The sequence below is a fragment of the Deltaproteobacteria bacterium genome (assembly GCA_026712905.1).
Classification (GTDB): Bacteria; Desulfobacterota; Binatia; order UBA9968; family JAJDTQ01; genus JAJDTQ01.
This window is the reverse complement of the sequence record JAPOPM010000165.1, coordinates 1-11,330: the sequence shown is the minus strand read 5'-3', so window position 1 is coordinate 11,330 and position 11,330 is coordinate 1. Positions and strand designations below refer to the sequence as shown.

Here is an 11,330-nt window from a genome sequence, read left to right as displayed (position 1 = left end):
TGCCAATTACAGAATCTCTTGGTTTCAGGCGTTGGAAGGCCTCCATGGCGTCGTTGCTCCTCGTGATGCTGTGGTCGCCGTGCCCGGGGGCTGAACCCGACGGCGGGAAGGAGATTCTCCGGCTCGCTCTCGAGGACACGATCCGGGTTGCGCTCGAGAACAGCCGTTCCGTGACCTCCGCGCAACTCGATCGCCAGGACCAGAAGCTCTCGCTGGAGGAGGCCGAGGAACGCTACCGGCCGCGCGCGCGCATCCAAGCCTCCACCGTCGCCCGGGGCCGCGCGGACGAAGACACGAAGATCTCCTTCGGACCGACCCTGCGGGTTCCCGCCGGTGGCGAATTCCGGCTTGACTGGCAGCAGCGTGTGGGCGGACAAGGGCCCAAGAGGGGTACGACGGCCCTGAGCTTTTCACAGCCGCTTCTCAAGGGGTTCGGCACGGAAGTCGACATCGCTCCCTTGATCGGGGCGCGCATGCAGGACCGCATCGCGATGCGGGTATTTCGAGATCGGATCGGCAGGGTCATCGGGTCCGTGATCGATGCCTACCGGGGAGTCTTGAGAGCGGCGCGCCAGAACGTCATCGCGCGGGACGCCCTGGAGCGCGCGCGCACGCAACTCACGGTGAATCGGGCGCTGGTCGAGGCCGGCCAGATGGCCCAGCAGGAACTCGTGCAGGCGGAGGCGCAGGTCGCGGACAAGGAGTATGCGCTGACCGAGACCGAGAGCCGCCTCGCCACGGCCAACTCGGGTCTCGTCAACGTTCTTGACCTTCGGGACACGGCTCGCGTGGAGCCGCGGGAGGAGCCTGGTGTCACGCGCCTGCGGCCTGATCTGCAACAGAGCATCGAGACGGCCTTCGAGCGTCGTTTGGACTACCTGCGGGCCGAAGTCGGAGTGACATTGGCGCGGCTCGACGTGCGCGTGGCAGAGAACGATCTGCGTTGGGACCTCTCGCTGCGCGCCGAGGTTGCGCGCGGCCGTACGCCCGGACGGACGGATTACAGCGGAGAGCTGAACCTGACCGTACCGTTGTGGGACCGTTCTTCCAGGCGCGCGTGGCAGAAGGCGCGGAATGGTCTGCGGCAGGCCGAATTGAGGCTGGCAGAGACGCGCCAGGCCATCCGCATCGAGGTGAGGAGGGCGGTGCACGATGTCGCCGTCGGGCTACGCCAGATCGATCTCGCGCGGGTGGGACGCGATCTGGCCGAACGGAAGCTCGACGTCGAACGGCGCAAGCTGCAAGTGGGTCTGTCGTCCGCGTTCCAGATCGCCCGGTTCGAGGATGACTTGGTGCGGGCGCAGAACAGGGAGGTCGACGCTGTGGTCGGTTACCGCAACGCCCTGACCGCGCTCGACCGGACGCTCGGCACGACGCTGGACCGGTGGGGCATCGATGTCCAGCGCGTGGAACAACGCTGACGCGGATCGGCCGGCCCTCGTGCTCGACTTGCCGGCACCGGCCTCCCGCCATGTTCCTCGCCACCGGTATTGCGCGGGCCATGGCAATATGGTTAACGTCGCCTCCGGATGCACGACCACGAGGCAGTGACCGCGAAGCCCCGGCCCCCGGACCTGATGTCCGAGCTTCGCGCCGACGTCGCGTCCGGGAAGTTGGTTCCGGCACTCACCGCCGGACTCAGTTCCGGACTGAGCCTGCTCGTCGCCTACGTTGCCTTCGGCACCGCCATATACTCCGGCCCGCTGGCGCCCTATTCCTCCCAGGGCGTCGGCCTGGTGCTGTTCGGGACCTTCGCCTCCTGCCTCATCATCGCCTTCACCGGCGGCTACCGCGGGGTGATCGCCGGGCTGTCTCCCGCGCTGGTGATCGTCATGGCCTCGGTGGCGACCACGGTGGACGCGCGCGGCGAGGCGCTGTTCGTCACCGCGGCGGGCGCGCTGATCATCAGCGCCATGGGCACCGGAGCGTGTTGCCTCATGATCGGGTGGTTCAAGCTCGCCAACCTGGTGCGCTTCATCCCCTATCCCGTGGCCGGCGGCTTCGTGGCCGGGATCGGCGGCGCCGTGTGCCTCGCCGCCATGTCGCTGATGGGGGCCAAGCTGGATTGGCGCACGCTCCCGGCGCTGGTGGAGCCTTCCGTGTTCTGGATATGGGTGCCCGGTGTGGTTTTCGGAATCGGGCTCTATCTCCTGATGAAGCGCTTGCGCCATGCGCTGATCCTGCCGATCAGTGTCGCGCTGGCCGTCGGCGCGCATCACCTGGTCTTCGCCGCCCTGGGGCTTTCCGGCGAGGAGGCGAGAGCGGAGGGGCTGTTGCTCACGGGAACGGCCGGGGGGCGCCTGTGGCCGGTCCTGGGGCCGGCCGATGTGGCGCATGTGGACTGGGCCGCGATGGCCGGTCAGGCGCCCGAAATGCTGATTCTCGTGTTGATCGCCTTTATCTGTATCGTGATGAACGTGGCCGGCCTCGAGCTTGCCGTCGACCAGGAGCTGGACTGGGACGGGGAGTTCACGGCGACGGGGGTTGCCTGCATGGTCAGCGGCCTGGGCGGTGGCACGGTGGCGACCCTGGTTGTCCCGGCCTCGCTTCGCAGCAAGCTCTTCGGGGCCGCTACCCGGCTGACCGGCGTGATCACGGCCGCCGTCATCGGCAGCGCGTTGTTCCTTGGCGACGGCATGCTGGAAATCGTCCCTACGGCGATCGTGGGGGGGATGCTGACCTTCGCCGGCCTCGGCATGCTGGACGAAGGGCTTGTGAGAAGCCGCCGGCGGCTGCCGCCGTCCGAGTTCGGCATCATCCTCCTCATCTTCGTGGTCATCGTCACCCTCGGGCTGTTCGAGGGCGTGGCCGCCGGTATGCTGGCAACGCTCGTGTTTTTCGCGGTGCGGCTCAGCCGCGTGGATCCCATCGAAGCCGAGTTCACCGCCCGCGAGCGCCAGAGCAACAAGGTACGTTCCGTACCCGAGCGCGCCATCCTGCTGGCGGAAGGCGAGGGCGTGCACGCCTACCGGCTGCGCGGCTACATCTTCTTCGGCAGCGCCATCCCGCTGACCGATCGCCTCAAGGAATCCCTTAACGGTCCCTCCCGTCCTTCCTCCCTCATATTGGACTTCACGGCCGTGTCCGGCTTCGACTTCTCGGCCGTGAACACGCTCAGCAGGTTCCTGCAGGCGGCGCACGCGGCCGGGGTGCGGTTGGTTCTGAGCGGTGTGTCCGAGACCTTGAGGTTCGGCCTGGAGCGCAATCTGCCGCCGGCCGTGTTCACCGAGTTGTTGTTCGAGGCGGATGTCGAGCGCGGTCTCGAGCGTTGCGAGGAGATGGTGATCGAGGCGTGGAAGGCGGACGAGACCACGCCGGACGCGCGCCGCGCCGCGTTGCTGGAGCGAACCGCCGATGACGTCGAGCGTTATCTGGAGCGGCAGATACAGTTCGAGGACCTGATGGAGGAGCTTGGACGCTGGCTCACGCCCCACGAGTACGGGGCGCAGGAGCCACTTGCGGGGCCGGACGCGCCGCAAGACGGTCTGCAATTGCTGCTTTCCGGTCGCGCATCCGCCTACGATGACGCCGGCGCGCGTCTCCATCAATTCAGCCCGGGCGATGCCATATGGCCGGACGAGGCGGCGCCGGTGGTGCTCGCGGACGAGCCGTGCAGGACCATGGTGCTGACTCCGGCCACGCGGGGCTGGCTGGAGGAGCACGAGCAGGGCGTCGCCCTCGACCTCTACCGCTACTTGCTCACGGGGCGTCTGGAGGCCGGATCGAGTGCCGGAGGGGCGGGGAAGGAATCCGACGGCGACGAGGAGTCGAGTTGAAGAACGTGCCGCGGTTCCCAGGACGCAGGAAACGCGTGCATCACTGTCCGCTGTTTGAACGCTAGATGACATCCTTGTGATTCCAGAGAACTGAGGCCGTTCGTGTGAGCCCCATTCGCTCAAGCGCGGCTACATGTTCTATGGATGAGCGGTTCATTGGCTATTGCAAGCCGAGTTTTTGATCCTGAGCAGTTAACTCGTCCAGGGCATCTCGGCGACGAGACTCCGTATCCCGACGATAGGCGAGAATGTCTTCGGTCCGCACACGCCGATGTGAGCCGACCTTACGGCATGGGATTCGTCCCTCGTCGAGCAACCGTACCAGGAACGTCCTCGAAACCTGCAGGAGATCGGCCGCTTGCCGTGTGGTCAACTCCGCCTGAACCGGCGTCAACGTAACTGTATTGCCACGCGCCATCTGGTCAAGAATCTCGCGTAGAAGCCGCAGCGCTTGGGCGGGAATCTCGACCGTTTCCTCGCTGGCAGCGCCAAATCGAACCGCAACCGGCTCAGTCCCATCCGACAACTCTGCCAGTTTCCTGCCGATATGGTCTGCAAGAAATGCGTCCCGCCCGCTCGCAAACCCAGCCTCTCCGTCCTTCATGGCTCGATTTCCCATTGGCACCGCCTCGGTTTCGGCAACAGCAATACTCACTCAAATAACATAAATGCCATATTCGTTGCAAACGACACCTTTCAGGCTCCCATGGGCCACTACCGATCAAGGTCTGCCGGTGTAATTTTGAGACGACCCCCCGGTGGCTTCCGGCGGACCACGCTGGGCGGTCGTCGAGCTGAAGCAAGGGCATGACGGCACCTTCGACCCAGCCGGTGGTGGCAGAGCAGCAGATTCGTCGACGAGATTGATCTCGTATGCTAGGTAGACTCGGATGCGCATGTTCGAAATGCGGAGCCACTACTGGGGCGAAATCAAGTTTCCGGAACCTTGTTGTTGGAGGGTCCAGAGGCACCTGGACGGCGGACAGAGCGACAGAGGCGCGCTGGGATGCGCGCAAACTGAAGTGAATCCGCTTACAGTATGCTTCCGCCATGGATCGAACCGCTTAGCGATTCACAGTTCATGACGCCTCGGAATCACAGATATACCAACTAGTTATGAGTGATTCACGAGGTCGGTACAGGGTCGGCATCGACGTCGGCGGCACATTCACGGACGTTACGGTCCTGGAGGAGGGGACCGGGCGCATCCTTGACGTGCGCAAGGTGCCGTCCAATCCGGCGGCGCCGCTGGAGGTGCTCGACGGGGTGCTGGCGGACCTGCGCGCCAAGTGGGGCGACGATGCCTTGTCCTACCTGCTGCACGGATCCACCCACGCGCTCAACACCGTGCTGGAGGAGAAGGGCAGCCGCACCGGCCTGCTGACCACCTTGGGATTCCGCGACGTCTACGAGATCGCGCGTCAGTGGAAGGGCGAGGAGGTCTTCAACATCTTCTACCCCGGGGGCAAGCGGTTCGTGCCGCGGCGGCGCGTGGCCGAGGTTCCGGAACGCCTGGACAAGTCCGGCGCGGTGATGGTGCCGCTGGACCTGGACGCGGTCGATGAAGCCGTGGCCGGGCTCATGGAGCAGGGCATTGACGCCCTGGCCGTCGCGTTCCTGTTCTCCTACGTGAATCCGGAGCACGAGCGGTTGGCGGCGGAGCACATCCGTTCGCGTTATCCGGGTCTGTTCGTGTCGCGGTCGTCGGAGGTGAACCCGGTGTGGCGCGAGTACGAGCGCACCGCCACCACCGTGCTCAACGCCTATCTCGGCCCGCGCATGGAACAGTACTTCTCCGGCATGGAGGAGACCGTGCTGCGGCACTTCCCGGCGGCGCACCCCTTCCTCATGAAGTCCAACGGCGGCATCGGGGCGCCCAAGGCCATGGCGCGGTTCCCGGTGCAGACGCTCATGTCCGGACCGGTGGCCGGGGTGGTGGCGGCCCACGAGCTGGGGGCGCGCAACGATGTCGCCAACCTCATCTCGCTGGACATCGGCGGCACCAGCAGCGACATGTCGCTGATCCCGGGAAGACCCCTGTTCCGCACCGAGTGGCGCATCGGGCGCCATCCCGTGCGCGTGGACTCGGTGGAGGTGGAGAGCCTGGGAGCGGGCGGCGGCAGTCTGGCCCAGGTGCGCTACGGCAAGGTGCTCCAGGTGGGCCCCCAGAGCGCGGGGGCCGTGCCCGGACCCGCATGCTACATGCGCGGCGGCGACCAGCCGACGTTGACCGACGCGCTGGTGCAGCTCCGCCACCTGAATCCGCGGGCGCTGCTCCAGGGCGAGATGGCCATCGACGCGGCGCTCTCGGCGGAGGCCATCCGTCGCGAGGTGGCCGAACCCCTGGGCATGTCGGAGGACGAGGCGGCCCTGGGAATCCTGCGCGTGCTGGTGGCCAACATCGTCGCCTCCATGCGCACCATCACCATCGAGCGCGGCTTCAATCCGGCGGACTTCGTGCTCGCTCCCTTCGGCGGCATGGGGCCGACCCTGGCCACGGCGGTGGCTTCGTCCCTGGGCATCGGGCGGATACTGGTCCCCGCCGACCCGGGCAACTTCAGCGCCTTCGGCATGCTGCTGTCCGACTTGCGCTCGGACGCGGTCACGACGAAGGTCTTCGCCCTCGACCCGGACACCCTGACGGGCGCGGTGACGGCCCTGCGCGAACTCGAGGACGAGGTCCGGCGCGAGCTTGCCTCCCAGGGGCCGGCCGAGGATTCGATCCGTGTTGATTGGCTGCTGGACATGCGTTACCGTGAGCAAGCCTACGAGTTGACGGTGCCCATCGCCAAGGACCCCGCGAAGCTCAACGTCGAGGAGATCTGCGACCGGTTCGGCCAGGCCCACGAGCAGCGTTACGGGCACCGGGCCGACGACGAGGTGGTGGAGGTAGTGAACCTGCGGGCTTCCGCCTACGCGTCGCTGGGGAAACCGGAGCTGTCGCGGGGCGAGGATACGGGCGCGCGGGAGCCTGCGGCCAGGGAGCGCCGCCGCGCCGTCATGCTCGACGGTGCGCACGACGTGCCGGTGTTCCGCCGGGACGATCTGGCCCCGGGCGCGGCCCTGGCCGGCCCGGTCATCGTCGAGGAGAAGACGTCCACCACGGTGGTGGAGCCGGGCTGGGCGCTACGCGTCGACCCGGAAGGAAACCTGGATCTCACGCGCGTTGCGTGACGGCATGCAGTGGAAATGTAGGGGCGGGTTTCAGACCCGCCCGTGTCCGGGCCGATGCGTGGCTCGGGACGGAGGCATCACATGAAGATTCTGATTACCGGCGGCATGGGAGTCAACGGCGCGGTCACCGCGCGGCACTTGGTCCGGGACGGTGTGCGCCCCGTGTTGATGGACAACCGGATGGACACCTCGTTGATCTCGGATATCGAGAAGGACGTGGACCTGGTGATCGGGGACATCCTGGACCCCGAGGGCCTGGACAAGATCATCGTCGACAACGGCATCACGCACGTGGCCCATCTGGCGGCGCTGATGCCCATTCCGGCGGAGACGGACCCGGCCCTGGGCATCAAGGTCGGCGTGGACGGAACCCTCAACGTGCTCGAGATCGCGCGGCACCGGGGGCTCGAGCGGGTGGTGTTCACGAGCTCCAAGGCGGTGTACGGCGAGATCGGCGGGAAGCACGCCTACCCCGACTACGTGCCCGTGGCCGAGGAGCACCCCCAGAGCCCGGCGGATCTCTACGGCACCATCAAGGTGTGCTGCGAGACCCTGTGCACCTACTACCAGAAGAAGTACGGCGTGAGCTCGGTGGTGCTGCGCTTCGGCTCCATCTACGGTCCCGGCAAGGAGGTGCGCCACGGCGCGCTGTCGCTCTACGGCCAGATGATCGAGAAGGTCATGTCCGGCGAGGGATTCTCGGCCGAGGGCGGTGACCAGTCCAACGAGGCCCTCTACGTGGGCGACGTGGCCCGCTCCATCATCCTGGGCCTGCAGGTCAAGGACCCCGCCGAGCGCACCTTCAACATCGGCACCGGCGTGGGCGTCACGCTCCACGACTTCAAGCGTGTCCTCGGCGGGCTCTATCCCGACAGCAAGATCGAGATCAGCTCGGGGCTGGAGTTCCGCATGACCGAGAAGAAGAGCTACTGCATCTTCGACATCGGCAAGGCCACGGCGCACCTGGGCTTCACCCCGGCCTACGACCTCGAAGCCGGGATCAAGGACTACATCGCCACCATCGAGCGGCTGCGGCCGCGGTAGGTCAGGCCGCCCCCTGCCGTTCCAGGATGTGGGGCATGTCGACCTTGGCGCCGGAGGCGCCGCAGGAGTCGACGAAGAGCTGGATGAGGTCGTCGTCTTCGTCCTCGTGCTCGATCTGCCAGCCGCCCTGGTTGAGGGGGACGTCGGACTGGATGGGGCCGGGGACCAGCTTGAACATGCGGCTGAGCATCTTGAGGGCCAGGTAGCGGGCCGGCTGGGGGCCGGAGTTGAAGTGCTGGTGGAACCAGCCCTCGGGGGGCACCACGAGGGAGCCGGGCTTCCAGATAAACTGCTGCTTCTCCTCGCCTTCCGGCCACATCAAGGAATAGCCTTCGCCGGACAGGATCATCACGTGGGCGCCGGGTCCGTGGCGGTGCGCCTTCTTGTAGCGTCCCACCGGGAACTCGGAGACGTGGGCGCCCATGTGGCTGTTCACCAGCTCGAAGAACACGGTCCGGCTGCCCTTGCCCCGCGCCTCCCAGGCGATGGGCTCGATGTTGGCCACGTCGGGGATGAAGTTGGTCTCCAGTACCCGGTCGTTGTAAAGGCGCGCGTGGCCGCGGAAGTCCTGGTCGTCGTCGAAGCGGTCCCTGAAGGCGTAGGGATTGTTCATGACGAAGTCTTCGTTGTGGAAGATGTTGTAGACCAGCGGCGCGTTGGTGACTCCCAGGAGCTTGGCCTCCCGGTCACCCGAGCCGTTGAAGTGCTGATAGGTGGCGTTCACCGGGATGGCGAACAGGCTGCCTTCCTGCCACTCGAAGCTCTGCCCCTTGCCGTCGCTCTGCCACAGAGTGGTGGCGCCGCGGCCGGACAGCACGTACACGAGCTCGTCGTAAATGTGCTTCTCCGGGTTGAGGCTCTTGCCCGGCGGGATCGACACCACGAAGGCGTCGTCCAGATAGCCGGCGCCTTCCAGGTTGATGTAGACGCCGTGGCCGCCCTTGCGGTCCCACCACTTCATCGGCACTTCCTTGAGGTCCTCGACGAAGTAGCCCCGGATCACGTCCATTCCCTGGGATGCCACCCAGCGGTCGTAGGGCGTGTCCATCACCTCGGCGTTCCGGTCCACGCGTTCGAAGTTGCCAAGACTCTCGATCTTCATCCTACTCGTCCTCCGGGTCCTTCGACTTTGCTCCGCCCGAATCGGATGGAAGAATAGCACACTTGGCCGGCGTCGGCGATGTTCTGCCCTGCGTCCAGCGCGTGTCTTCCCTTCATCAAGGTAGCAGTTCCCAGCAATTGGCAGCGTTCCAAGAGTTCACCGAGCCGGCTCTTTCAGCAGAACGGTCCATCAAGAAGCAGGTCTGGGCGCTGGTCGCCCACGAGACGTCCGGCTACGAGGAGTGGGGCGCGAGCAGCGACATCCAGGTCACGGCCAGGAGGGGTGCGAAGAAGCGAGCGCTTTGCTATTGTGCGAATGCTCTATTATTCACCTAATATGCAAGTGGTGATTATTGGAGAAAATTTATGACTTTCGCCGAAAACACATCCGCGCGTCAGGAACTGCATTTCGCTTCTACATGCGATTTCAAACAAACCCGCAGGATATCTCGGGTGACCGCCGCCCTTGCGCTGGCCGCCTTCTGCATGCTCACAGCCCCGGATGCGCGGGCGGAGAACGAATGCGGCCCGCCGGAGCCGGGGGTCGAGATCGTCTGCTCGCCGTCCAATTACGATCCCTCAGACGGCAACATTTTCTACGGCCCCGACGAGTCGAACGGCAACTTTACCATCCGGCTCACCGATGATCTCGCCCTCGACTATGACCGCGAGCATCCCGGCGATGATGCCTACATCGATCCCGACAACCCTGAAAGCCTCCCTCTCTATAGCGCCATCTGGATCACGCCCACCGAAACGGGCTATGGCTACCAGGGGGAGATCTCGGTCGTCTCCTCCGCGGACGTAACCTCGAACGGGCGGGGCATCTTCGTCGGGCACTACGGAGAGTCGGGTGCGCTCCGATTGGACCTGCGTGGCGGCGATTTCACGACCATGGGTGAATTCGCCTACGCCGTCCACAGCCGTCATGAAGGAGCGGGCGCCAGCAGGCTCATCGCCCGGAACCTCACCGTCGACACGAATGGAACGTTCGCCCACGCCATTGTCTCCTCCCATGTTGGTGTGGGAGACACGAACATTGACGTTCGAGGCGGCGCCATCTCGACGACGGGCAAAGCCGCCCGGGGCATCTGGGGGGAACATTCTGACGCCGGCGCACTCACCATCGACGCACAAGCCCTCACGGTCTCGACGATGGGCGAATCCGCCCACGGCATCTTCGGGGAACACAGCGGCCAGGGCATCCTCGACATTGACGTGCAGGGCGGCGCCATCTCGACGACGGGCAAATCCGCCCAGGGCATCTGGGGGGAACATTTTGACGCCGGCGATGTCACCATCGACGCGCAAGCCCTCACGGTCTCGACGACGGGCGAAACCGCCTACGGGATCGTCGGGCAACACCGCGGCGAGGGCAGCCTCGACCTCCACGTGCAGGGCGGCGCCATCACGACGACGGGCGAAACCGCCCGGGGCATCGTTGGGACACATTTTGACGCCGGCGATGTCACCATTGACGCACAAGCCCTCACGGTCTCGACGACGGGCGCACTCGCCTACGGCATCGTCGGGCAACACACCGGCGAGGGCAGCCTCGACCTCCACGTGCAGGGCGGCGCCATCACGACGACGGGCGAAACCGCCCTGGGCATCTTGGGGTTACATTTTGACGCCGGCGCTCTCATCATCGACGCGCAAGCTCTCACGGTCTCGACGACGGGCGCATTCGCCAGCGGCATTCTCGGGCAACACACCGGCGAGGGCAGCCTCGACCTCCACGTGCAGGGCGGCGCCATCTCGACGACGGGCACAACCGCCAGCGGCATTGCTGGAGCACATTATGACGCCGGCGATATCGTCATTGACGTCCGGGACGTCACCATCACGACAGAGAGCACGGGCCTTAACCCCGACCCCGACTCCGATGACATCTCCGCCTACGGCGTCTATGCCGGGCATGGCAACCCCACGGACGGTGCTGGCAATCCTCTCACCGATTCTGACGGCAACGTCATCCAAGGTACAGGCAACATCGCAATAGGCCTGACGGGTAGCGAGATCAGCACGCGGGGCGAGGGCTCCCACGGGGTCTATGCCGGTCATGAATCCGGCATCGGGGAGATCGGCATCACCGTCGATGGGGGCACGATTGGCGCCGGCGGCAGGGAGGCGAGCGGAATCCAGATAGGTCGCCTCGATGCGGAGGGCATGATAGAGGGAGCCGCCGCGTTGGGCGAAGACGGCTACCGCACACAGAGCGTCAGGGTGAACGGC

8 protein-coding genes are annotated in these 11,330 nt (G+C 65.7%); 6 read left to right on the top strand and 2 right to left on the bottom strand.

Going from position 1 to position 11,330, the window contains the following annotated elements; all coding sequences use genetic code 11:
- Positions 1-44: 44 nt before the first annotated feature.
- Both OXF11_13740 and OXF11_13735 read left to right on the top strand, forming a co-directional pair.
- Entirely contained in the window at positions 45-1,421 is a 1,377-nt protein-coding gene (locus OXF11_13740; GenBank protein MCY4488159.1) for a TolC family protein, read from the top strand.
- 126 nt (positions 1,422-1,547) lie between these two features.
- Positions 1,548-3,776 (top strand): SulP family inorganic anion transporter, encoded by a 2,229-nt coding sequence (locus OXF11_13735; protein ID MCY4488158.1) that lies wholly within the window; start codon positions 1,548-1,550, stop codon positions 3,774-3,776.
- A gap of 160 nt (positions 3,777-3,936) precedes the next feature.
- Here the strand turns inward: OXF11_13735 and OXF11_13730 are convergent, their stop codons facing one another.
- Positions 3,937-4,380, bottom strand: a complete 444-nt coding sequence (locus OXF11_13730; GenBank protein ID MCY4488157.1) for a helix-turn-helix domain-containing protein — start codon at positions 4,378-4,380, stop codon at positions 3,937-3,939.
- Between the two features lie 512 nt (positions 4,381-4,892).
- On the opposite strand from OXF11_13730, the gene OXF11_13725 reads away from it, so the two are divergent.
- Both OXF11_13725 and OXF11_13720 read left to right on the top strand, forming a co-directional pair.
- Positions 4,893-6,950 carry a hydantoinase/oxoprolinase family protein gene (locus OXF11_13725; protein ID MCY4488156.1) on the top strand — a complete coding sequence of 686 codons (2,058 nt, stop codon included), beginning with the start codon at positions 4,893-4,895 and terminating at the stop codon, positions 6,948-6,950.
- Between the two features lie 81 nt (positions 6,951-7,031).
- Positions 7,032-7,994: an NAD-dependent epimerase/dehydratase family protein gene (locus OXF11_13720; protein ID MCY4488155.1), complete on the top strand. Its 963-nt coding sequence runs from the start codon at positions 7,032-7,034 to the stop codon at positions 7,992-7,994.
- A 1-nt stretch (position 7,995) separates the two neighbouring features.
- Here OXF11_13720 and OXF11_13715 read toward each other — a convergent pair whose 3' ends face one another.
- On the bottom strand, positions 7,996-9,096 hold the full coding sequence (locus OXF11_13715) for a cupin domain-containing protein (protein ID MCY4488154.1): 1,101 nt from the start codon (positions 9,094-9,096) through the stop codon (positions 7,996-7,998).
- Between the two features lie 62 nt (positions 9,097-9,158).
- On the opposite strand from OXF11_13715, the gene OXF11_13710 reads away from it, so the two are divergent.
- Both OXF11_13710 and OXF11_13705 read left to right on the top strand, forming a co-directional pair.
- Positions 9,159-9,431, top strand: coding sequence for a hypothetical protein (locus OXF11_13710; GenBank protein ID MCY4488153.1), 273 nt, complete (start codon positions 9,159-9,161; stop codon positions 9,429-9,431).
- Between the two features lie 30 nt (positions 9,432-9,461).
- The coding region (locus OXF11_13705; GenBank protein MCY4488152.1) for a hypothetical protein at positions 9,462-11,330 on the top strand (1,869 nt) is incomplete at its 3' end.

Excerpts from the sequence above, each read along its gene's own strand:
- OXF11_13740 (MCY4488159.1), top strand. The coding sequence starts at position 45 with ATGGCGTCGTTGCTCCTCGTGATGCTGTGGTCGCCGTGCCCGGGGGCT.
- OXF11_13730 (MCY4488157.1), bottom strand. The coding sequence starts at position 4,380 with ATGAAGGACGGAGAGGCTGGGTTTGCGAGCGGGCGGGACGCATTTCTT.
- OXF11_13725 (MCY4488156.1), top strand. The coding sequence starts at position 4,893 with ATGAGTGATTCACGAGGTCGGTACAGGGTCGGCATCGACGTCGGCGGC.
- OXF11_13720 (MCY4488155.1), top strand. The coding sequence starts at position 7,032 with ATGAAGATTCTGATTACCGGCGGCATGGGAGTCAACGGCGCGGTCACC.
- OXF11_13715 (MCY4488154.1), bottom strand. The coding sequence starts at position 9,096 with ATGAAGATCGAGAGTCTTGGCAACTTCGAACGCGTGGACCGGAACGCC.